Source organism: Clostridium drakei, from assembly GCF_000633595.2.
Lineage (GTDB): Bacteria > Bacillota > Clostridia > Clostridiales > Clostridiaceae > Clostridium_AM > Clostridium_AM drakei.
This window is the reverse complement of record NZ_JIBU02000064.1, coordinates 15588-37659: the sequence shown is the minus strand read 5'-3', so window position 1 is coordinate 37659 and position 22072 is coordinate 15588. Positions and strand designations below refer to the sequence as shown.

At 28.7% G+C, this 22072-nt stretch carries 21 protein-coding genes and 1 other annotated feature; of the genes, 13 read left to right on the top strand and 8 right to left on the bottom strand.

Annotated elements, in window-relative coordinates; genetic code table 11:
• The coding region (locus EG57_RS27360) for a glycine radical domain-containing protein (protein WP_032078785.1) at window positions 1–148 on the top strand (148 nt) is incomplete at its 5' end.
• An 86-nt stretch (window positions 149–234) separates the two neighbouring features.
• Here EG57_RS27360 and EG57_RS0223250 read toward each other — a convergent pair.
• The 3 genes from EG57_RS0223250 to EG57_RS0223240 all read right to left on the bottom strand — a co-directional run bounded on the left by EG57_RS0223250 (window position 235) and on the right by EG57_RS0223240 (window position 3354).
• Complete coding sequence (locus EG57_RS0223250) at window positions 235–936, bottom strand: L,D-transpeptidase family protein (RefSeq protein WP_032079473.1); 702 nt, start codon at window positions 934–936, stop codon at window positions 235–237.
• Between the two features lie 47 nt (window positions 937–983).
• Entirely contained in the window at window positions 984–1577 is a 594-nt protein-coding gene (locus tag EG57_RS0223245) for a flavin reductase family protein (protein ID WP_032079472.1), read from the bottom strand.
• Between the two features lie 190 nt (window positions 1578–1767).
• Window positions 1768–3354 (bottom strand): DEAD/DEAH box helicase, encoded by a 1587-nt coding sequence (locus EG57_RS0223240; RefSeq protein WP_032079471.1) that lies wholly within the window; start codon window positions 3352–3354, stop codon window positions 1768–1770.
• Between the two features lie 173 nt (window positions 3355–3527).
• Between EG57_RS0223240 and EG57_RS0223235 the strand changes: the two genes are divergently transcribed.
• From EG57_RS0223235 to EG57_RS0223220, 4 genes are all read left to right on the top strand, one after another.
• Entirely contained in the window at window positions 3528–4760 is a 1233-nt protein-coding gene (locus tag EG57_RS0223235) for a M16 family metallopeptidase (protein WP_032079470.1), read from the top strand.
• A 12-nt stretch (window positions 4761–4772) separates the two neighbouring features.
• Window positions 4773–5639 carry a recombination regulator RecX gene (recX, locus tag EG57_RS0223230; protein WP_032079469.1) on the top strand — a complete coding sequence of 289 codons (867 nt, stop codon included), beginning with the start codon at window positions 4773–4775 and terminating at the stop codon, window positions 5637–5639.
• Window positions 5640–5737: 98 nt separating this feature from the next.
• Window positions 5738–6922: a transglutaminase-like domain-containing protein gene (locus EG57_RS0223225; protein ID WP_032079468.1), complete on the top strand. Its 1185-nt coding sequence runs from the start codon at window positions 5738–5740 to the stop codon at window positions 6920–6922.
• A gap of 71 nt (window positions 6923–6993) precedes the next feature.
• Window positions 6994–7845: a polysaccharide deacetylase family protein gene (locus tag EG57_RS0223220; RefSeq protein WP_032079467.1), complete on the top strand. Its 852-nt coding sequence runs from the start codon at window positions 6994–6996 to the stop codon at window positions 7843–7845.
• Window positions 7846–7934: 89 nt separating this feature from the next.
• On the opposite strand, the gene EG57_RS0223215 is transcribed toward EG57_RS0223220, so the two are convergent.
• Together EG57_RS0223215 and EG57_RS0223210 are read right to left on the bottom strand one after the other, a co-directional pair.
• Complete coding sequence (locus tag EG57_RS0223215) at window positions 7935–8288, bottom strand: tetratricopeptide repeat protein (RefSeq protein ID WP_032079466.1); 354 nt, start codon at window positions 8286–8288, stop codon at window positions 7935–7937.
• A gap of 150 nt (window positions 8289–8438) precedes the next feature.
• Window positions 8439–9458 (bottom strand): ABC transporter substrate-binding protein, encoded by a 1020-nt coding sequence (locus EG57_RS0223210; RefSeq protein WP_032079465.1) that lies wholly within the window; start codon window positions 9456–9458, stop codon window positions 8439–8441.
• Window positions 9459–9655: 197 nt separating this feature from the next.
• Here EG57_RS0223210 and EG57_RS0223205 point away from each other — a divergent pair, with 197 nt between their 5' ends.
• The 5 genes from EG57_RS0223205 to EG57_RS0223185 all read left to right on the top strand — a co-directional run bounded on the left by EG57_RS0223205 (window position 9656) and on the right by EG57_RS0223185 (window position 17468).
• On the top strand, window positions 9656–10483 hold the full coding sequence (locus EG57_RS0223205; RefSeq protein ID WP_029162841.1) for a PRD domain-containing protein: 828 nt from the start codon (window positions 9656–9658) through the stop codon (window positions 10481–10483).
• Window positions 10484–10722: 239 nt separating this feature from the next.
• Window positions 10723–12690, top strand: a complete 1968-nt coding sequence (locus EG57_RS0223200) for a glucose PTS transporter subunit IIA (RefSeq protein WP_242859919.1) — start codon at window positions 10723–10725, stop codon at window positions 12688–12690.
• Between the two features lie 111 nt (window positions 12691–12801).
• Window positions 12802–13019, top strand: a binding site (T-box leader).
• A gap of 62 nt (window positions 13020–13081) precedes the next feature.
• The gene (locus EG57_RS0223195) at window positions 13082–13201 is read left to right on the top strand and encodes a hypothetical protein (protein ID WP_032079463.1); all 120 of its coding nucleotides are present in this window, start codon (window positions 13082–13084) and stop codon (window positions 13199–13201) included.
• A 91-nt stretch (window positions 13202–13292) separates the two neighbouring features.
• A complete protein-coding gene (locus tag EG57_RS0223190) occupies window positions 13293–15941 on the top strand; it encodes a valine--tRNA ligase (RefSeq protein ID WP_032079462.1) in 2649 nt (882 codons plus the stop codon).
• A 183-nt stretch (window positions 15942–16124) separates the two neighbouring features.
• Window positions 16125–17468 (top strand): bifunctional folylpolyglutamate synthase/dihydrofolate synthase, encoded by a 1344-nt coding sequence (locus tag EG57_RS0223185; protein ID WP_032079461.1) that lies wholly within the window; start codon window positions 16125–16127, stop codon window positions 17466–17468.
• Between the two features lie 55 nt (window positions 17469–17523).
• Here EG57_RS0223185 and EG57_RS0223180 read toward each other — a convergent pair whose 3' ends face one another.
• Window positions 17524–17766, bottom strand: a complete 243-nt coding sequence (locus tag EG57_RS0223180; RefSeq protein ID WP_032079460.1) for a TIGR03905 family TSCPD domain-containing protein — start codon at window positions 17764–17766, stop codon at window positions 17524–17526.
• 128 nt (window positions 17767–17894) lie between these two features.
• Between EG57_RS0223180 and EG57_RS0223175 the strand changes: the two genes are divergently transcribed.
• The gene (locus EG57_RS0223175; RefSeq protein WP_032079459.1) at window positions 17895–18782 is read left to right on the top strand and encodes a YncE family protein; all 888 of its coding nucleotides are present in this window, start codon (window positions 17895–17897) and stop codon (window positions 18780–18782) included.
• Between the two features lie 7 nt (window positions 18783–18789).
• Here the strand turns inward: EG57_RS0223175 and EG57_RS0223170 are convergent, their stop codons facing one another.
• Window positions 18790–19314 carry a DUF4364 family protein gene (locus EG57_RS0223170; protein ID WP_032079458.1) on the bottom strand — a complete coding sequence of 175 codons (525 nt, stop codon included), beginning with the start codon at window positions 19312–19314 and terminating at the stop codon, window positions 18790–18792.
• A gap of 204 nt (window positions 19315–19518) precedes the next feature.
• On the opposite strand from EG57_RS0223170, the gene pdaB reads away from it, so the two are divergent.
• Window positions 19519–20271 (top strand): polysaccharide deacetylase family sporulation protein PdaB, encoded by a 753-nt coding sequence (gene pdaB, locus EG57_RS0223165; protein ID WP_032079457.1) that lies wholly within the window; start codon window positions 19519–19521, stop codon window positions 20269–20271.
• Between the two features lie 223 nt (window positions 20272–20494).
• Complete coding sequence (locus tag EG57_RS0223160) at window positions 20495–21196, top strand: single-stranded DNA-binding protein (RefSeq protein WP_032079456.1); 702 nt, start codon at window positions 20495–20497, stop codon at window positions 21194–21196.
• Window positions 21197–21235: 39 nt separating this feature from the next.
• Here the strand turns inward: EG57_RS0223160 and dapD are convergent, their stop codons facing one another.
• Window positions 21236–21946, bottom strand: a complete 711-nt coding sequence (gene dapD / locus EG57_RS0223155; RefSeq protein ID WP_032079455.1) for a 2,3,4,5-tetrahydropyridine-2,6-dicarboxylate N-acetyltransferase — start codon at window positions 21944–21946, stop codon at window positions 21236–21238.
• Window positions 21947–22072 lie beyond the last annotated feature (126 nt).

The following is a 22072-nucleotide window of genomic DNA, read 5'->3' as shown; positions in this document are numbered from 1 at the left end:
TAGAGAAACCTTGGTAGATGCTATGGAAAATCCAGAAAAGTATCCGACACTTACAATAAGGGTATCAGGATATGCTGTTCATTTTAACAGATTAACTAGAGAGCAGCAAATGGAAGTTATAAGCAGAACTTTCCATGAAAAGATGTAATTTTAAATTAAAAGGTAGATTAAAAGTGTGAAGGCTTTTAATCTACTTTTTTAAAAATATTTATATGTATTAGAATACAAAATATTTTAATCAACTAATTTTACACCTAGCTTTGAATAGAAACTGTAGCCTATAGTATCAGAAGTAGGAAGAGAGTTGTCTTTCTGGAATTTATGCACCACAGACTTAAAGTAATCATTATAAATTCCATTAGGCTTAGAATTATAATAACCTCTTGATTGAAGTATAAATTGAAGTTGATATACATCTGACCCTGTCATTCCAGGTTTTAAAGTTCTGAGATGATTTCCAAAGTTACCATAGGGGCCTCCCCAAACTATGACAGTTGTACCATATGGAATAAATTTATACAATTCTGATACTTCCGAGTTTTTCATTCGTATACATCCATGAGATGAATTCCATCCTATTGAATTTGGGAATAATGTGCCGTGTATACCATACTTGCCCCAGGGGACATTAAACCCCATCCAGTATCCGCCAAAGCCATCACCCCAATTGTCCTTCTTTATTATTTTCCAGGTACCTAAAGGTGAAGGTGTATTATATTTTCCACTTGCAACTTTATAGAGTTTAAATTGAATACCATCTTTAAAGACTATTAAATTATTAGAAGAAACATCAACTAGAATTATATAATTACTTTTAGAATTATTTATATTGAAAGCATTTTTATTAGATGATGATTTATATACACAATATATTATTATAGCCTCAACAATTAATATTGAGATTAAAATTATTAGCAATTTTTTAAACTTAGACATAAAAATCCCCCCTTTAATATATTATGAAAGAGGAGAGATTTAAAGCATTATTTTTTAAATTTATTTTTAGATTTTTTCTTCTTTTCAACGGAATATCCAAATTTTCCTAAAGCTTTTGAGTTAAGCGAAAAATATTCTCCATGAGAATAGCATATCAGATTTGCTTTTTCTAAGTGAATTTTACCATTTTCGTCTAAAAGATTTTCTTCTACATGAATAGCTAATACTTCAGCTAGAAATAAATCGTGACTTCCAAGAGGAGTGATAGTTTTAACCTTACACTCTAAAGAGACAGGACATTGTTTTATACTGGGAACTTTAACTTTTTCACTTTGTTCTAATGTTAAATTGCAGTGTTCTATTTTATCTATGTTTTTACCAGAACGTACACCGCAGAAATCTACAGTTCTGACCATATCTTTAGATGGTAAATTAACTACAAATTCTCCCGCTTCTTTTATATATTCATAAGAAAGTCTTTCAGGACGTATAGCTGCAGTTATCATAGGAGGCCTAGTACAAGCAGTTCCAATCCACCCTACAGTAAATACATTTGTTTTTCCTTCTTTATTTTGTGAAGTTATAAGAACTGATGGAACAGGATTCAGCATTGCACTTCCTTTAAAAGATATTTTAGTCATAACTTTTTCCTTTCTTTACTGTTTACTTCAACTAACATTTTATGTTTATGGTAATATAATTTAGCCTATTTGTAAATATTTAAGCCATATTCAAAAAATAATCCACAAATGTTTTACACTTGTGGATTTATTTTAAACATGAAAAAAGTTCACAATTATAATTTGTTTGAATTAAGGAGCTTCTTTCATGTTATTTATGAGAATTATTATTATTTTTGCCTTTAGCTACTTCTATATTAACTCTTCTACCATTTAACCTTTTACCAGCACTCCTTGATAAAATGGTGTCTAGTAAATCTTCAGGTAGGTCCATGAAAGTGAATTTATCAAATATGTCTATATCTCCAATTTCATTTACATCTATATCAGATGTTTCTTCAAAGAAATTAAGTAGTTTAACAGGAGTAACTTTATCAATTCTACCTACAGATAAAAACAATCTTACAGGTTTTGTTGATTTAACTGATGAATCTTCATTATAATCAAAATTAAATTCTCTATCAAAAAGCATTTTCATAAGAGCAGCAGCCACATCTACTAAATTATAATCATCATCTAATCCTGTTGCTACAGGGATAAAATCTTTATAATCATTTTGCTCTAGAGTGTTTTTTACATCCTTTAACATGCTGTTATATTTAGCTTCAAAAATTTCATCTAGAGTAGGGATTTCTTTTCTCTTTATTTTACTTTTTGTAAATTTTTCTAACTGCTTTATCATAATATATTCTCTAGGAGTTACTAGAGAATAAGCGATTCCTTCTTTATTAGCTCTTCCGGTTCTACCAATTCTATGCACATAAGATTCCATATCTTGAGGTAAATCATAGTTTATTACATGAGATACGTCATCAACATCTATACCTCTAGCAGCAACATCTGTAGCAACTAAAAAGTCCAAAGTACCTTCTTTGAATTTTCTTAATGTATTTAGTCTTTGATTCTGTCCCATGTCACCATGCATACCTTCAACATTATATCCTCTTCCTTGCATAGATTCTACAAGTTCATCTACGCCTCTTTTAGTCTTACAAAAGATTATAGCACTAGAAGGTTCATCTATATCTAAGATTCTGCATAATGATTCAAAACGATCTTTATGTTTTACTTCATAATAATACTGCTTAATTTTTTCAACAGTTAAAGAATTTTTAACTATCTTTATATGTTTTACTTCATTTTTCATGTACTTAGAAGCAAGCTTTGCTATTTCTTTTGGCATAGTTGCAGAGAAAAGAAGTGTCTGTCTATCCTTGTTTAAGGCTTTTATAATATCTTCTATATCATCTATAAATCCCATATTAAGCATTTCATCGGATTCATCCAAAACTAAGAATTTAACACCACTTAAATCTAGAGTATTTCTTTTTATGTGGTCTAAAATTCTACCAGGAGTTCCAACTACAACATCTACGCCTCTTCTTAAAGATTTAATTTGTCTATCAATCGGCTGACCACCATATACAGGAAGTAATTTTGTTCTTTTAAACTTTGCAATACGAGCTAACTCATCATTTACTTGTATTGCTAGTTCTCTTGTTGGAGTAAGTACTAGTGCAGATATTTTATCACTAGATTCTATTTGACTTAATACAGGAGCACCAAAAGCTAAAGTTTTACCTGTACCAGTTTGCGCTTGACCTATCATGTCATTACCTGATAAAATAACAGGTATTGCTTCAGCTTGGATTTGAGAAGGTTCTTCAAAACCCATAGCGTCTATAGCTTGTAAAACCTTATTATGAAGGTTTAAATCACTAAATTTAATATTTTCCATTCAAATTCCTCTTTCTTTTTTATAATACAAAACAAATCTTATCATATCATAGTAATTGGATATTAGCAAATTAAATTTTTATTATATTTATTTTATGTAGCTTTTTATTTATTATAATATAAAATATAATATACTTATAAGTTATATTTTACTCAAAGTAAAGGAGATATTTTATGTTTGATGCTAAACAAAAGGTTATGCCTAATGGAATAAGGTTAGTTACTATAAAGAAAGATACCCAAATAGCTTCTATAAATGTGGGAGTTAAAATAGGTTCCATGTATGAAAACATTGACGAGAAAGGAATATGCCACTTTATAGAACATATGCTTTTTAAGGGAACTAAGAATAGAGACAATGAAAAATTGAATATTGATTTAGAAAATTTATGTGGAGAATATAATGCCTATACGGATAAAAACAGTACGGTATATACCATTACTACACTAAATGAAGAATTGGAAAATGGAATTGAAATTTTATCGGATATGCTTAGAAACTGTATTTTTCCACAAGATGAAATAGAAAAAGAAAGAGAGGTAATATTAGCAGAAATAAGAACAAGTAGAGATGATATAGAAGATTTAAGTTTTAAAAAAGTAAATGAAATAGCTTTTAACAAAGGCCCTTTAAAATATGAAATTATAGGAGATGAAAAAAGTGTTAAAAATCTTACTAGAAAAAAAATAGTGGATTTTTATGAAAAATATTATGTCCCTAACAATTGTTATATATCTATAGTGTCACATCTTGACCATGAAGAGGTCTTTAATATAGTTTGGAAGTATTTTAATGAATGGATATGGAAAGAATTTAAAAGAAAGGAAGTTATTATAGAAAAAAATATTCCAATAAAAAAGATTTCTTATAAAAAGAATATAGAACAAAGCACAATAATTTATCTTTTTACATTTCATCATTTAAGTAAAGAGGAGGAGCTGGCACTTAGAATATTAAATCATAAATTTGGAGAAAGTGCTAATTCAATATTGTTTAGAAAGCTTAGAGAAGAAAAGGGATTTGCCTATGATGTATATACTGACTTGGATTTAACAAACTATGTTAAAACTCTTTATATATATACTGCTGTAGGCGAAGAAAATGTAGATGAATCATTAGAAGTAATAGATGAATGTATTAAAAAAATAAAGAATGAAGAAATAGTATTTGACAATAATACAATAAGGCATATGAAAAAGGTTTTAAAAACTGCTATTGCTTTTACTTTAGAAGATGCATCAGATATAGGAAATTATGTGCTTCACCAAGCAATTGATGAAGATAATATATATAAGTTTGTTACAGATATGGATGAAATAGAAAAGGTAAAAAAGGAACATATATATAATGTTGCTAGGCTTATTTTTAATGAGCCAACGATACACATATTTAAAAGTGAAAAATAAGGTGATTATATAATGGAAGATTCAAAAAAAATTATTACTAAAGTTGAAATTCAAAAAAGAAACAAGGATAGGGTAAATGTGTATATTAATCATGAATTTGCCTTTGCATGTAGTGCAGAATTAGTATATATTCATAATATTGAAAAGGGAAAGAGTGTGGATCTTAATTACTTAAATCAAATAGTAATGGAAGACAATTATATAAAATGTAAATCCAGCGCTCTTAAAATTATAGAAAAAGTGTACAAGACACAAGCACAGATATATTCAAAGCTTCTTGAAAAGGAATATGATGAAAAAACTGTGGTTAGAACTATAGAATTTCTAAAAAAATATGGCTTTATTAATGATGAAAAATTTGTACAAATGTATATAAAAGATAAGTTAAAAAGCAGCGGTAGAAATAAAATAAAATACGATTTGATAAAAAAAGGAATAGATGAGAAAAAAATAAATGAAGGTTTTGCTTGTATAACTAGTGGTGTTGAAAAAGAGACAGCAACTGAGTTAGCAGAAAAGAAATATAACTTATTAATTAAAAATGAAAAAGATTATAGAAAGATTTATAAAAAATTAGGAGAATTTTTAATTAGAAAGGGATATAATTCAGATATAGTTTCAGAAACATTAAATAATGTTATAAAGAAAGATGTTAGCGATTTTGAAAAAAAAGATGAAACTCATGAAGATGAACAAACTGACTTAGATAAATTACATGTGCTTGCAGAAAAAAGATATAACATAATAATAAAATCTGAGAAGGATTATAAAAAAATTTATAAAAAACTTGGTGATTATCTTTTGAGAAGAGGATACTCATGGGAAAATATAAAAACTGTATTGAGTTCTATTGTAAATAATGAAGATTCATATATTTAACAAAAACCTCTTAGTACCAAGTGTAAGTATATATTTTAGCTTTGTTAAGTATAGAATTATAAAGTGCCATCAGGCATAAAGTTAAGAGGTGAGTATAAATGTTAGGTATGAATAATATTAATATGGTAACCATAATTCTTATTTTAATATTTCTCTATCCTTTAATAAGAGGTTTTTTGTTTAAATTTTCATCTTATGATTTAAAATCAGATATTAATGGAATTAACAGAAGTATATCTTTTATTTTAGCTTTATTTTTAGGAATTTACATTGGAAGAAAGATATTTATTCAACATGATTCTGGTATTTATAAAAAAATATATATATTAATACCAGCAGATTTTTTAAATTATATAGAAAGCAATGCACTCATAATTTATGCTGTAATAATACCATTAATAATACTAATAATTTATAAAATTATTAAACTTAGTTTAGAAATTATAAATTGTTTAACTGTTTATCCTATGCTAGATATAATAGAAAAGTCTTTAAGTTCTAAAGGAAATTTCTTCAGGAGATTGACAGGTTTAGTTTTTCAATTGCCTAGAGCTATATGCTATTTACTTTTAGTAACGCTTGCATTAAATGTACTGTCTATGTTCAGTACAAATGCAAAGTTAAATAAGTATTTACAAACATCAAAACCTTACAATATTATGTGTAAGGAAGCAATAATACCTATTACAAATTCAACTATAGCAAAAAAGCTTCCTAGTATTATAGATAACTCTTTTAAAATTGTAATTAAAAAAGGAGAAAGCAAGGAAGCTTCACCAGGAAGAGTTAATAATGATAGAACTGTAGTATATTATAATGGAGTTACTTTAGATCAAGGAGTAAAATCTAACGATGAAATAAATAAATTTTCAAGAAGCATAGTATCAAAAGAAGATACTACTAAAAGTAAAGCAAAAATGATATATAATTGGATAGGAAAAAATATAGCCTATGATCATGATAAAGCCAATAAGGTTTTAAACAATGATTTTAATGTACAATCTGGTGCTATATATACTTATGATACTAGAAAAGGTATTTGTTTTGATTATTCTTGTTTGTATGTGGCTATGTGTAAAGCAAATGGCATAAAGGTAAGATTGATAACAGGTGAGGGATTCAATGGAGTTAGTTGGGTAAGTCATGCATGGAATCAGGTTTATTTACCAGAAGAACAAAAGTGGATAAATGTAGATTCTACATTCTATAGGGGAGGCAATTATTTTAATAGCCAGAGATTTCAGTTAGATCATAAAAATGCACAGATAGCAGGTGAATGGTAAAATGCTTATTTGTCTTAAAAAATTTAATATCTTGTGTAATTATGAATGATAGAATTTAGGGGATGATATGAATGGAAAAATACGAAGAAAGGATTAGAAAAAATAAAGTAAGACAAAGAAGAAATCTTATATTATCAGTTATTTCTTTATTAATTCTATTTTCAGTTGGTTTTTTCATAGGGGGAAAGATATCAGCCAGAAAAAATGTTATAGTTAATGCTGCAAATTTAAAGGAACAGCAGAAAAAATTAGATCAAGAAGCTATGAATAAGAGGGAAAACAATGTGAACCCTAATAATACGAAAGATGAAGGAGCTTTTGATCCTTATAAATCAGATGGTAAGAAAGTAGTATATTTAACTTTTGATGATGGGCCATCTACAAACAATACACCTAAGATATTAGACATACTTAAAAAATTTAACGTAAAGGCAACTTTTTTTGTTATTGGACAAAATGCTGAACAAAATAAAGATTTGATAAAAAGAGAAATATCAGAAGGACATGTAGTAGGTAATCACACATATACGCATGATATGCACTATGTATATTCTGATCCTAAAGTTTTTATTAATGACCTAGATAAGTGCAATAATGTATTGAAATCCATTATAGGAAGTAAATATAGTTTAAAGCTTATAAGATTTCCAGGAGGATCTTTTGGACAAAGATTGGCTTCATTTAGACAGGAAGTTAAAAAAGCAGGATATCATTATGTGGATTGGAATGATCTAACAGGAGATGCAGAACATAATAGTGTTCCTGTAAGTAGTCTAATTAGTAAAGTTAAAACCTATGGTAATCAAGATCATTTAGTAATTTTGATGCATGATGCACCAGCTAAGGTGACAACTGTACAAGCATTGCCGCAGGTAATAGAATATTTTAAAGCAAAAGGATATTCATTTGAAACTTTAAAATAATCAAAGTAGAAAAATATTCAATTTAATAACTATATTTAGATAACATAAAATAAGTGCAGAAAAACATAAAAGTTTATTCTGCACTTATTTTATTTAGACAAATGTTTTTTTATTATAATATTTATTGCTTTTTCACAATCGACATCATCATTGTTTAAACACCAAGCCATATTAAAGTATATTAGGGCTTTTTTATTATCATTAAGCATTACATAACAATATGCAAGATTAAAAAAGTATTTACTTTCCTTTTTTACCATGATAGCTGATTTAAGTAGAGAAATTGCTCTTTTATACTCTTTAAGCTTTATAAAACATACTGCTGAATTATAAAGAGCCGCAGGTTCATTATCTTTATATTGAACAGCTTTTTGATAAAGATTAATAGCATTCTGATAATCTTTTGCATTATAATACTCATTGGCTTTGTGAAAGTAACTCATGTGAATCCTCCTCAAGTTTTTATATGAATTTATCTACATGTACATTTTATTAACTATTAGATTTTATGGATTATATTAAATTTATATCCATGTTTTGAGAAAAGTATTCCACATTATCTATAAAAAATATTTGTTGGTATTTTAAAAGATTTACTTGATAGCTTTTTCAGCAAAACTATTATTTACTATTTTACTGAAAGCTGGTCTTTGAGGAATAAGGCTTTGATTGTAGGATTGGATTATATCCATAAGTCTGTTAAGATTTTCTTCTTTCATCACAGGTGTTGAAGCAAAGGCATTTATTGATCTATAATTTTTTATTACAGATACAATTATACTTTCATCAGTTCCAGGGAAGAAAGATTTTATGGATTTTGCTACCTCTTCATCATTGTGATTTTGAATCCAAATTTGTCCTTTATAAATAGCTTTGGTGAATTTTTCTATAATTTGAGGGTTTTTATCCATATAGGATTTTGTTGAAAAGTAGCAGGTATAAGGTATAATTCCAGCAGACTTTCCTATGGAAGCAACAATATATCCGGATTTATCTTGTTGAAGCATACTTCCTGTAGGCTCAAAAAGGGCCACGTAATCTCCTGTACCAGCTTTAAATGCTCCAGCGGTAGCAGTATAAGCGATATTAGTTAAAAGATTTACATCTTTTCCAGGTTGAATACCATGGTTCTTTAAAACATATTCTAAACTCATTTCAGGAACACCACCAGGTCTTCCGCCTATGATGCTTTTACCCTTTACATCTTCCCATTTAAAATCTTTTATATCATGACGTCCTACAAGAAAAGAACCGTCTGTTTGAGTAAGCTCGGCAAAAAGAACAGGATAATCTTCTTTATTCTGATTGTTAATATATATTACTTGTTCTGGTCCACAGAAGCCAATATCACAACTTTTACTTAATACTTGTTGCATGGTTTTATCAGCACCTTGCCCAGTGCTAAGATCTATGTTTATACCTTCTTCCTTAAAGAATCCTTGATTTATAGCTGCATACATTGGAGCATAGAAAACAGAACGAGCAACTTCATTTAATTTTACAGTAGTAACGGTACTAGTAGATTTCTTATTACCACCACAACCAGCAAAAATAACAGCAACAAATACAAAACTTAGTAAAAGTGAAAAAATATGAATTCTTTTATTTTTCATAATATATCCTCCGAGGTTTTTTATATCAATTCATAATATGACTTTTAAAGAGATTGTGTTAAAGTTTTTATTATTAAACCTATAAAAATATACTTTAATACAAAAAGTGGTATAATAAATGTATGTTTGTGATCGGAATATTATAGCAAAATTTTATATATTTCAGTTGAAATGTAATAAGAATAGGAGGGGAACATTTGGAACAGTATATAGTAAAAAAAGTTTTAAATAATAATGTTGTAATTGCTGAAAAGAATGCAGAAGAATTTGTTATAGTTGGAAAAGCTATTGGATTTAATTGTCACAAGGGAGCTGAAATAGGAGAAGATAAAGTTGAAGGAATATTTGTTAAGCAGTCGGCAAAATCCAATGAAGAATTTAATGAAGTATTAAAAAAGATTAATAGTGAGATTATAGGTATTTCAGAAGAAATAATTTCATTATGTGAAAAAGAATTAGAACAAAAAATTAGTGAAGCCATACATATATCCCTTCCAGACCACATTAATTTTGCAATTACAAGAATTAAAGAAGGAATAAAAATTGAAAATCCATTTTTAAGCGAACTAGAAGTATTATATCCAAAGGAATATAAATTAGCAAAAAAGGCACTTGAAATGATTAATGATAGATTTCAGGTAAATTTACCTGAAGATGAAATAGGATTTATATGTATGCATATTAATGCAGCTATCAGTGAAAAAAAAGTGAGTGATACTTTAGTACATACTAAAAAGATAAATGAAATCATGCAGTTTATATTTAAATTATTAAAAAAGAAAATTGATACAAAATCTTTAAGTTACATAAGAACGATTACACATTTGAATTTTATGATAGAAAGAATATTGAATAAAAAATCCATTAAAAATAATTTGCTTGATGCTATAAAAAAGGAATATTATAATGAGTACGGAATAGCAATTAAAGTTGCTATGAAAATTGAAGATCTATTTTGTGTGAATGTTCCAGAAGATGAAATTGGATATATTACTTTACATATAAATCGAATTAAAGATATATAGGCAATGTTACTATTAAATTAGGCATGAGCTTAAAGAAGTAGCTATTTGTATAGCTATTGTATTTTTGCTGATGTCTTTTAATTTTCAATTATATAAACTTATGTGCTGGGATATATTAAAAACAATATAATAGTCTGTTTTATATATTTAATATTGAAATCTTTTGGATAAAAACATAAATAGGAGGAAATGGTGTGGAAAAGTTATTTTCAGTATTGCAGAAAATCGGTAAATCTTTGATGCTCCCAGTGTCAGTTTTGCCAGCAGCTGGATTGTTATTAAGATTTGGTCAGCCAGATTTATTAAATTTAGCTTATGTAGCTAAAGCGGGAGATGCTATTTTTACTAATTTACCAATGATTTTTGCAGTTGGAGTAGCAATTGGATTTTCAGGAGGAGAAGCAGTTGCGGCACTAGCAGCAGTGGTTGGACAGCTTATACTTGAAGCTGTAATAAAAGTGGCTAGTTCTAATGCTGCAGAAGTATTAGCAGCAAAAGTTGCTTCTGAGCAGCATATGGCATTGGCAGCTTTTATGAAAACTGCAGCTTATACAGACATAGTTTCAAAGACTACAATTAATATGGGCGTTTTTGGAGGTATTTGCATAGGGCTGATTGCTGGAGTACTATATAATGAATTTTATAATATTAGGTTGCCACAAGTGTTGGGATTCTTTGGTGGAAAAAGATTTGTACCAATTATTACAGCTATTGCAGCTTTAATATTTGGAATAGCAGGTGTAAATGTTTGGACTCCAATTCAAAATGGAATTAATATATTTTCACAATGGGCAGATACATCTATACTTGGGCCAGCATTTTATGCAGCTGGTAAGAGATTATTAATTCCAGTTGGATTACATCATATGTATTATCCAGCATTTTTATACCAATTTGGAGAATATGTTTCAGGTGGTGTGACTTATTTTGGTGATTCGGCTAGATACTTTCATGGTGACCCTACTGCAGGAGTATTTATGGCATCAGAATTTCCAATTTTAATGTTTGGTCTTCCAGGAGCGGCAACTGCTATGATTATGGCTTCTAAGAAAGAAAAAAGAAAACAAATAGCGGGAATGATGACTACTGCAGCTTTTGTTGCGTTTCTAACAGGAATAACAGAGCCAATTGAGTTCTCTTTCATATTTGTAGCACCAATATTATTTGTATTCCATGTATTTGCAGCATTTTCATCTGGAATTGTTACTAGCTTATTACACATTAGATTGGGATATACATTTTCAGCATCATTTATTGATTATTTGCTAGGATTTAAATTTGCTGGTCATCCATTGCTTATTTGGCCAATAGGTATAGGATATTTTGTTATGTATTTTTTTGTATTTTATTTTACAATTAAAGAAATAGATATAAAGACACCAGGTAGAGGAGATGAAGATAGTTTAGAAGTATTCCATATAAGTTCCAAAGGTAGTGAAAAAGCAGCTAAAGTTTTAGAAGCTGTTGGTGGAAAAGATAATGTTGAAGCTTTAGATGCATGTATTACACGATTAAGATTTGCTTTAAAAGATGTTTCAAGGGTTGATAAAGATAGATTAAATGCCCTTGGAGCAGCTGGTGTGTTGATAATTGGAAATAGTGTGCAGGCTATTTTTGGTACAGAAGCAGAAAAAATTAAAGATGATATAAAAGTTATTATTGCAAATGGAGTAATTGTAAAGAATTCAGATAACAATCAAATCTCGTCAAACAATAAATTTGAAATGGATGGAAATAAAAAAGATTCAAATAGATCACATACACTATTTAATCCTGTGGATGGAGAAATAGTTGAATTAGAGCAAGTGCCAGATGATGTTTTTTCAGATAAAATGTTAGGTGATGGATTTGCTGTTATACCAAAAGGGAATAAGATATATTCTCCTGTAGATGGTAAGATAAAGGTATTATTTCCTACTAAACATGCAATTGCTATTGTAACAGATGATGGATTAGAAGTATTGGTACATATAGGCATTGATACTGTAAAATTGAATGGTGAAGGATTTACAGCACATGTAAAAAAAGAAGATAAAGTTAAAAAGGGAGATTTACTTTTGAATTTCGATTCTAAGGTAATTAAAGAGAAAGCTAAAAGTATAATTACACCAGTAATTATTACTAATATGAATTCTGTAGAAAGTATTAGTATAGATTTAGGAAAGAAGAAACATGGTAAAAGTGCAGCAATAATAAACATGAAGTAAGTTGATTAAGTCAAAATTTTATGTGTATAAAATTTGAATTAAATAAATTATAAAGAATATACTTGACAGTTTAATAATTAAGGTTATAATAATATTTAAGTTAACATAGTTTTATTGGCTGTGAAGAAGAGGAGTAAAGGTAAGGAATATATTAAGAGAGGAAAGTCTATTAGCTGAAAGGCTTTCTATATGGATTACTTTGAAGGTAGCTTCTGAGCTTCTTTATTGAAATTTAGTAGGTAAAGACGGTTTTCTTAACCGTTAATTGTATTAAGAGCCTGTAATTTTGCAGGAAAAAAGGTGGTAACGCGAGGTTTTTCGTCCTTTTAAGGATGGAAAGCCTTTTTTATTTTTCTAAAAAATTAATAGTTCTGTTTATGGAGGCGAAAGTATGAATTTTATTATTAGACCAGTGGAATTAAAAGATGCCAGAGACATAAATGAAATTAGAACTATGGATGGCGTAAAAGAAAATATTTTGGGAATAATTAGTGAGAGAGTTTCACAGTAAAAATATGCTGCTGCCCGAAATGGCAAATATGCAGATGAATATATAATGGCAAGATACAAAAATATATAAGGAAACTTAAGGAGGAAATTTCATGTCAAAAAATAAGGAAATGGCAACCACTTATAATCCAAAAGAATTTGAGGGCAAACTTTATAAGAATTGGGAAGAAAAAGGATACTTTACTCCAAAGGTGGATGAAAATAAAAAACCATATACTATAGTATTACCACCACCAAATATAACAGGAAAGCTTCATTTAGGTCATGCACTAGATGACACTATTCAGGATATAATTATAAGAACAAAGAGAATGCAGGGATATAGTACTTTGTGGCTTCCAGGACAAGATCATGCAAGTATAGCAACAGAAGTTAAAGTTGAAAATGAACTTTTAAAACAAGGTCTTAAGAAAAAAGAAATGGGCAGAGAAGCATTCCTAGAAAAAGTTTGGGATTGGGCAAATGAATATAGAGAAAGAATAAGAAATCAAGTAAAACAACTTGGATCATCGGTAGATTCTACAAGAGAATGTTTTACTATGGAAGAAAAGGCTAATAAAGCTGTTATAACTTTCTTTGTTAAGCTATATAATGAAGGACTAATCTATCAAGGAAACAGGATAATAAATTGGTGTCCTAAATGTCAAACTGCTATATCTGATGCAGAAATTGAATATAGTGAACAAGAAGGACATTTCTGGCATATTAAGTATCCAGTAGTAGGTAGTGATGAATACTTAGAAATAGCTACTACAAGGCCAGAAACAATGCTTGGGGATACAGCTGTTGCAGTTAATCCTAAAGATGAAAGATATACTCATTTAGTAGGAAAAACATTAATGCTTCCATTAGTTAATAAAGAAATTCCTATAATAGCAGATGATTATGTTGATATGGAATTTGGAACTGGTGCAGTTAAAATTACTCCAGCTCATGACCCTAATGACTATGCAGTTGGTAAGAGACATAACCTTCCAGAGATAATTGTTATGCATGAAGATGGAAGAATTAATTTCCCAGGAAGTAAATATGATGGTCTTGATAGATATGAGGCTAGAAAAGTAATAGTTGAAGATTTAAAAAATCAAGGTTTCTTAGTTAAAATTAAAGAACATGCTCATAATGTAGGATGTCATGATAGATGTGGCAGTACTATTGAACCTATGATTTCAAAGCAGTGGTTTGTAAAGATGGAATCTTTAGCAAAACCAGCTTTAGATGTTGTTAGAAGTAAAAAAGTTAAATTTATACCTGAAAGATTTGAAAAGACATATTTTAACTGGATGGAAAATATTCAGGATTGGTGTATTTCAAGACAATTGTGGTGGGGACATAGAATTCCTGTTTGGTATTGCAAAGATTGTGGTGAAGTTATTGTAAGTGTAGACGAACCAACAAAATGTACTAAATGCGGATCAAGCAATTTAGAACAAGATAAAGATGTACTTGATACATGGTTCAGTTCAGCTTTATGGCCTTTCTCAACACTTGGATGGCCAGAAAAGACACCAGATTTCAAATACTTTTATCCCAATAGTACATTAGTTACAGGATACGATATAATATTCTTCTGGGTAGCAAGAATGATATTCTCAGGATTATATTGTGCAGATGATATTCCATTTAAAAATGTATTAATTCATGGAATAGTAAGGGATTCTGAAGGAAGAAAGATGTCTAAATCCTTAGGAAATGGTGTAGACCCATTAGATGTAATAGATCAATATGGAGCAGATGCTTTAAGATTTACTCTTATTACAGGAAATGCTCCAGGAAATGATATAAGATATTATCCTGAAAGAGTAGAATCTTCTAGAAATTTTGCAAACAAGATATGGAATGCATCAAGATTTGTACTTATGAATTTAGATGAAGAAATCATGAATAAGTACAAAGATTGCAAGAATTACAGCTCTGCTGATAAATGGATTTTATCTAGAATGAATACTTTAATAAAAGAAGTGACAGACAATATAGAAAAATTTGAATTAGGTATAGCAGCACAAAAGGTTTACGATTTTATTTGGGGTGAATTCTGTGACTGGTATATAGAACTTGTTAAGCCTGTTATGTATGGAGATGATGAAGAAGCTAAGGGTGTTGCCTTTAATGTCTTAAACGATGTATTAGCTACAAGCTTACAATTATTACACCCAATAATGCCATTTATAACAGAAGAAATATATACTCATCTCTATACTGATTATGAGTCAATAGTTATATCAAAATGGCCTGAGTATAATGAAGCACTTAATGATGAGAAGGCAGAAAAAGATATGGAATATATCATCGAAGCTATTAAATCATTGAGAAATGTGAGAACAGAGATGAATGTACCACCATCAAGAAAAGCTAAGGTAATGGCTTATGTAACAGAAAATGATGCATTAGAAGCATTTAAAAATGGAGAAGATTATTTCAAGAAACTTGCTTCAGCAAGTGCAGTAGAATTTTTAAATACTAAAGAAGAAGCTCCAGAAAATGTAGTTTCAGTAGTTACAAGAGGAGCAGAAATGTTTATGCCTTTACTTGATCTAGTAGATCTTGAAAAAGAACTTGAAAGATTAAATAAGGAAAAAGAAAAATTAGAAAAGGAAATAGATAGAGTAGAAAAGAAACTTGCTAATGAAAAATTTGTTTCAAAAGCACCTGAAGCAGTAGTTAATGAAGAAAAAGCTAAAGGTGAAAAATATAAAGAAATGCTTCAATCAGTATTAGAAAGACTAGAAAGTTTGAAATAGTTAAAAATAATATAATTATTTTGTGCAACTACTGGCAATACATCTTGTCAGTAGTTTTTTGTGCACAATTGATTAAATATTAAAAATTTAGTAAAATAAAATGGAATTTAAGATATATTTCAGAAATAAATAACTTATAGGTATTATTTATTTTGCAAAATTAAAATATGGGGATGTGACAATATGAATTATGAAGATACTATGAAATACATAACTAATACGGCGAAGTTTGGAAGTAACTTGGGCTTAAGCAGAACAGAAAAGATATTAGAACTTTTAGGGAATCCACATAAGAAAATAAAATATATACACGTAGCGGGTACTAATGGTAAAGGATCTGTTACGGTTATGATTTCAAAAATATTAATGGAATCAGGTTTTAAGGTAGGAATGTATACTTCTCCTTACCTTGAAGAGTTTGAGGAAAGGATTCAGATAAATGGAAATAATATATCTAAAGAAGCTTTAAGCAGTGTAGTCACAGAAGTTTCTAAAGCAGTTGATAAAGTTATAGAATTAGGTTATGATCATCCTACTGAATTTGAAATAATTACTTGTGCTATGTTCTATTATTTTTATAAAGAAAAAATAGACTTTGGAGTAATTGAAGTAGGACTAGGAGGAAGATTAGATTCTACAAATGTAGTGCAGCCATACACTTCTCAACTCGGTGGAGGGGTACTGGCTAGTGTAATTGTGTCTATAAGTAAGGATCATATGAACATATTAGGAGATACACTGGAAAAAATTGCTTATGAAAAGGCAGGAATAATAAAGAATAGTGTTCCAGTAATTATGTATCCTCAAGAAAAATCTGTAGAAGAGGTAATAGAAGGAGTATGTAAAGAAAAGGAATCAAATTTAGTAAAAGTTCCTTTTAATTGTGTAGAGCATGTTGAAAGTGAAAAAATAAGCAGCAAAAGTAATAAATATGTTCAAAAATTCATAGTAAAAACTTCTAAGAATATTTATAATATACAATTATCCCTTTTAGGAAAACATCAAATGGTAAATTGTGCAACAGCTATTTTTGCCATAGAAGAAATTATAAAACAGGGATTCAATATAGAAGCAAATAGCATACTGAATGCATTAAAGAATGTTAAATGGATTGGAAGACTTGAAGTAATGAAAAGTAAACCTTTGGTAATAATAGATGGAGCACATAATATAGATGGCATTACCAAGTTAAAGGAAAATATAGAGAAATATTTTAGTTATAAAAAAATGGTTTTAATTCTTGGTATATTAGCAGATAAAGAAGTAGAAAAGATGGTAAGCACTATAACACCTATGGCGGAAAAAATTATAGCTGTAACCCCTGATAGTTATAGAGCTGAAAATGCACATGAGTTAGAGAAGATAATTAAAAAGTGTAATGCTAATTGTGAATCTAAGGACAACTATGAAGAAGCTTATAAAACTGCATTATCCTATTTAGAAGAAGAAGATATTTTGATAATATCAGGTTCTCTATATATGATAGGCGGAATGAGAAAAATCATTACAAAAAATAATATAGAATAGATAATAGAGTGCAAGGTAAATACATTGCACTCTATTTTTTATGTAAAATTTAAACTTAATGTATAGCTTGTTCCAATGCGGTAGCAAGCTGATCAGGACAAGATGTTTCTTTTCCATCACAAGTAATTCCCTTTAATTTTTTTATAGCATCATTTACATTCATGCCTTCTATAAGACTTGACAACCCTTTTAGATTACCATTACATCCACCTGTAAAGCATACATTGCATACTTTGTTGTCAACTATGTCAAAGTTTATTTGACTTGAACAAACACCTTTAGTTAAATAATTGTACATAAATATCACCACCTTTTTTAAACAATAAAGATATTATATATAATATTAAAAAATTACTCAATATAATAAGCAAAAAAATATGTCCATTTTCGTTAATATTCATATTATATTTGTGAGGGGGGATAAACTTGAATTATCTATATGTGTGTAATACTTCTTCTGATTTTATTTCTAAAGTAAATTTAAATGAATTTAAAGAAGAAAATAGAATATTTTTAAAACGTTATAATGCTGATTATAGAATTGGACCTCATGGGATATGTTTAAATGATAAAAAAATTGTAGTAGCCAATAATTACAGTAACACTATGTCTATTGTAAATTTAGAAAAAGGCATAGAAGAAAGTACTCACTACATAGGAGTACATTGTAACGATGTAGTGGTATTCCAAAATAATGCATATATAATATGCGGTGACCTTAATAGCCTATTAGTTTTTGATTTAGATAAAAAGCAAGTAACATCAGAGATCCCATGCGGGAGTTTGCCTCATAGCATATGTTTGAATAAGGAAAAAAAAGTTTTGCTAATTTCAAATATGGAAGACGATAGTATAACCTTAATTGATTGTGTTAATAATGAAAATATAAAGAACATAAGGGTAGGAGCCTATCCTACAAAAGCCCTTTTTACTGTGGATGGTAGATATGCTATCATATGCGAAAGTAATATAGGTGCAGACTTTAGGGGAAGCATAGCTGTAATGTGTTTAAAAAATTATAAAATAATAAATAGGATAACAGCGGGTAATTCTCCTGTAGATATGTTTTGTAATGAAAGATTTTGTTTCGTATCTAACTTTGGTGATGGAACTGTAAGTATAATAGATATAAATTTTTATAGGGAAGATAAGAATATAATAGTAGGAGGAATGCCTAGGGGAATAATAAAGTATAATGACAGTATTTATATAGGGGATAACTATAATAATTTATTAATAAAGGTAAATATAGAAAACGAAAAGAAAGATTATATACCTATAGGAGGAGAACCTACAGGTATGATTTTAATCTAAAGCAATATTAATTTATAAGTAATTGAATGATCTTGTTATATAATTCAGAAGAATTATTTTTCCACTTATGGCATAAGTCCTTAGCATCCTTATTGGAGCCAACATTAAGTTTAATATCTATAAGTATAGAATCATTTTCTACAGCTTTTAGATTTACAATGAAATTATCTTTTTTTCCAAGTGTATAATCGGCAGTTATAGTTACTTCTTTCTTTATGTTTTTTATTTCTTTATTTAAATAGTCATCTACGGCATTGATTTTATCTTGAGATATTCTATTTTCAAATAAAGAAAGAACTTTAATACCTTTTTCTGTAATTACAATTCTGTGAGTGCCTGTTTCATCTGTGTACTTTAAAAAATTAGAGGAAAGTAATTCATTTAAGTATTGTTGAAGAGTAAAATAATTTATAAAATTATTTTCTAAAATAATTTGTGTTATCTGATTATTAGAAACAGGGAACTTAATTTTTTTAAATATAAAAAGTAGTAGAAGTTTATTTTCCGCTAATTCTAAAGTATCTTCAAACATGTTTATCCTCCTAATAAAAATTAATAATCTTATTATAAAATATATTATAACATAAAATATGTGAAAATAAATAAAGTACTTTAAATAGTTAAGTGCTTTATTTTTTGTCTGTAAATAATACTATTTTTTTAATTATATGTAATATTTATATGCAAATAGTACTATATAAGATTAAGGGAATAAAATGTTTTAGGGGGAAAACCATTGAAGGCTAAAATGATTAAAAAAGTTTTTTTGGCAATGTTTTTACTATGCGTTGCAATTATAGGGTCAGTTTTTTATAAGAATAAAAATATAGCTGCCTTTATTAATGTAAATAGAAATTTGCCAATATATTATGTTGATACAAAAGATAAAAAAATTGCGTTAACATTTGATGCAAGTTGGGGTGCAGATAATACAGACAAAATTTTACAGGTATTAGACAAATATAATGTAAAGGCCACATTTTTTTTAGTTGGAGGATGGGTAGATCAGTATCCAGAAAAGGTAAAAAATATCCACGAAAAAGGGCATGAAATAGGAAATCATTCAGATAGACATCCTGATATGACTAAAATTTCAAAAGACAAAATTATAGAAGAAATAGATATCAATGATTCTAAAATAAGAAAATTAACAGGTGAGGGAACAAAACTTTTTAGATGTCCAGAAGGTTCATATAATAATTTAGTTATACAAACAGTGAAGGCTACAAATCATTATTGTATTCAATGGGATGTTGATAGTATAGACTGGAGGGAAGAAGGCTCAAATTTAGAGTATGAAAGAGTTATAAAGAAAGTAAAAAATGGTTCTATTATACTATTCCATAATAATGCAAAATACACACCGGATAATTTACCCAGAGTTATAGAAAATTTAAAAAAACAAGGCTATGAGTTTGTTAAAGTTGGAGACTTAATTTATAAAGATAATTATCATATAGACTATGATGGTAAGCAAATGGCAAATTAGTATTATAAATATATAAAGTTTAAGTAGAACCTTATTGAAACTAGAGCTATATTTGTATTATAATGGAAATACAGGTATGAATCTTAAGAGGAGGAAATCTTAACAAATCCAATATGATAATTAAATATAATACAATTTAACTTTTATAAGTATAAATTGGGTATTTTGTGAATAATTATATGGTGATAAGATAATTTGAAAACGAAAGGAAAGAGGGGTTATGATGGAAAATTCAATGCTAAATAATAAAATTTATTTAGAAGGAAAAGTAATTTCAGAATTACAATTTAGTCATGAAATGTATGGGGAAGGGTTTTATACTTTTTATATGGAAGTTTCAAGGTTAAGTGAAGCAAAGGATGATTTATTTATAACAGTATCAGAAAGACTTATAGGTGGAATGGACATTAAAGTAGGCACAGAACTTATGGTAGAAGGTCAGTTAAGGTCTTATAACAAATTTATGGATGGATCAAATAGATTAATATTAACAGTATTTGCAAGAAACATATACTACTGTGAAGAGAAAAGTAAAAATCCTAATCAAATATATTTAGATGGGTTTATTTGTAAAGAACCAGTTTATAGGACAACTCCATTTGGAAGAGAAATTTCAGATATACTTCTTGCGGTTAATAGAGCATACAATAAGTCAGACTACATACCAACGATTGCATGGGGAAGAAATTCCAGATTTTGCAAAACACTAAAAGTTGGTGACAATATAAAAGTTTGGGGTAGGTTGCAAAGTAGAGAATATCAAAAGAAAATATCTGATACTGAAACAATTAAAAAGATTGCATACGAAGTATCTATATCGAAAATGGAGAAATCAGGAAAATCAGATGAAGATGAGGATGACGAAAAAGAAAATCAACATGAAAAAGGAATTGATGAGGCTTTAATAGATAAACAAATATCTTAGTAAAAAGAGCAAACTGCAGTGCAGTTTGCTCTTTGCTTTCTATTTTCTTAGGTCTTCCAATATCTTAGTTTTATCTTTAGTTTTATCATCTACTGTTTTAATTATTTTTGCAGGAATACCGGCTACTACAACACCAGCTGGTACATCTTCCACAACAACAGAACCAGCAGCTACAACAGAACCTTTTCCTACTTTTACACCTTCAAGAATTACTGCATTAGCACCTATTAAAACATCATCTTCTATTTCGCAAGGTGACTTACTTGGTGGTTCAAGAACACCAGCAACAACAGCACCAGCACCTAAGTGAACTCCTTTTCCAAGTTTACCTCTAGCACCAACAACAGCATTCATATCTACCATAGTGCCTTCGCCTATTTCAGCGCCTATATTTATAACAGCACCCATCATTATAACAGCCTTTTTATCTATTTTAACCTTGTCTCTTATAATAGCGCCAGGTTCAATTCTAGCATCTATTTTCGTAACATCAACAAGAGGAATTGCTGAATTCCTTCTGTCATACTCTATTCTAAATTTTTTTATATTATCTTTGTTATCAGCTAAAAATTTAGAAACTTCTTCTGCCTCTCCAAAAAGTACGTGAAATCCACCATTACCGTAATCTTCTATGTTTCCTAAGCTGCAATTTTCAATGTTACCGTCAACATAAACTTTAACAGGAGTAGATTTTTTTGCTTCTTTTATGTATCTTGCTATTTCATATGGATTAGTTAAATCGTAGTTCATGTGATAACCTCCTAAGTTAGATATTTATAGTTATTAATATTATTATAATAAATATATTTTGTCAATTAAAGAGGTAAAGTATTTTTTAGTAACAAAAATGTGTGAAGTAAAATAGTTTAATAGTAG

Bases quoted from the DNA above. Each gene is read 5' to 3' on its own strand.
- EG57_RS0223240 (WP_032079471.1), bottom strand. From the start codon at position 3,354: ATGGAAAATATTAAATTTAGTGATTTAAACCTTCATAATAAGGTTTTA.
- EG57_RS0223190 (WP_032079462.1), top strand. From the start codon at position 13,293: ATGTCAAAAAATAAGGAAATGGCAACCACTTATAATCCAAAAGAATTT.
- EG57_RS0223160 (WP_032079456.1), top strand. From the start codon at position 20,495: ATGGAAAATTCAATGCTAAATAATAAAATTTATTTAGAAGGAAAAGTA.
- EG57_RS0223180 (WP_032079460.1), bottom strand. From the start codon at position 17,766: ATGTACAATTATTTAACTAAAGGTGTTTGTTCAAGTCAAATAAACTTT.
- EG57_RS0223195 (WP_032079463.1), top strand. From the start codon at position 13,082: ATGAATTTTATTATTAGACCAGTGGAATTAAAAGATGCCAGAGACATA.
- EG57_RS0223250 (WP_032079473.1), bottom strand. From the start codon at position 936: ATGTCTAAGTTTAAAAAATTGCTAATAATTTTAATCTCAATATTAATT.
- EG57_RS0223245 (WP_032079472.1), bottom strand. From the start codon at position 1,577: ATGACTAAAATATCTTTTAAAGGAAGTGCAATGCTGAATCCTGTTCCA.
- recX (WP_032079469.1), top strand. From the start codon at position 4,773: ATGGAAGATTCAAAAAAAATTATTACTAAAGTTGAAATTCAAAAAAGA.
- EG57_RS0223170 (WP_032079458.1), bottom strand. From the start codon at position 19,314: ATGTTTGAAGATACTTTAGAATTAGCGGAAAATAAACTTCTACTACTT.
- EG57_RS0223225 (WP_032079468.1), top strand. From the start codon at position 5,738: ATGTTAGGTATGAATAATATTAATATGGTAACCATAATTCTTATTTTA.
- EG57_RS0223185 (WP_032079461.1), top strand. From the start codon at position 16,125: ATGAATTATGAAGATACTATGAAATACATAACTAATACGGCGAAGTTT.
- EG57_RS0223210 (WP_032079465.1), bottom strand. From the start codon at position 9,458: ATGAAAAATAAAAGAATTCATATTTTTTCACTTTTACTAAGTTTTGTA.
- EG57_RS0223200 (WP_242859919.1), top strand. From the start codon at position 10,723: ATGCTCCCAGTGTCAGTTTTGCCAGCAGCTGGATTGTTATTAAGATTT.
- EG57_RS0223215 (WP_032079466.1), bottom strand. From the start codon at position 8,288: ATGAGTTACTTTCACAAAGCCAATGAGTATTATAATGCAAAAGATTAT.
- dapD (WP_032079455.1), bottom strand. From the start codon at position 21,946: ATGAACTACGATTTAACTAATCCATATGAAATAGCAAGATACATAAAA.
- EG57_RS0223220 (WP_032079467.1), top strand. From the start codon at position 6,994: ATGGAAAAATACGAAGAAAGGATTAGAAAAAATAAAGTAAGACAAAGA.
- EG57_RS0223235 (WP_032079470.1), top strand. From the start codon at position 3,528: ATGTTTGATGCTAAACAAAAGGTTATGCCTAATGGAATAAGGTTAGTT.